The sequence below is a fragment of the Pseudomonas sp. SIMBA_068 genome (genome assembly GCF_046534705.1).
In the GTDB taxonomy this organism is placed as follows: Bacteria; Pseudomonadota; Gammaproteobacteria; order Pseudomonadales; family Pseudomonadaceae; genus Aquipseudomonas; species Aquipseudomonas putida.
In genome coordinates, this window is sequence record NZ_JAWRYI010001430.1 from 1 (window position 1) to 242 (window position 242).

Annotated in this window: 1 protein-coding gene; it reads right to left on the reverse strand. The window is 66.9% G+C overall.

Annotated elements, in window-relative coordinates:
- A partial coding sequence (locus SB756_RS34345) for an Ig-like domain-containing protein (RefSeq protein WP_410913788.1) occupies positions 1–242 on the reverse strand: 242 nt, incomplete at both ends.

Consider the following 242-nt stretch of genomic DNA (forward strand, 5'->3'; position numbering starts at 1 on the left):
GCGGTGCCCAATTCGGTGCCGTCTGCGGCGACGATGCGCACGGTGCTGCCCGGTTCGGCACGGCCGGTGAGCACGGTGCCGTCGGCGCTGACAGCCAGTTCGGTCGGTGCGGCAGGCGCGGTAATGTCTGGCGCGGTGATTTGTGCGGGCAGCGAAGAGACGCCGCTGTCATCGATGGCGACGACATCCAGCAGTTCGCCGTTGGCTTGTGGCGGGTTCAGTTCGATGCTGAAGGTGCCATC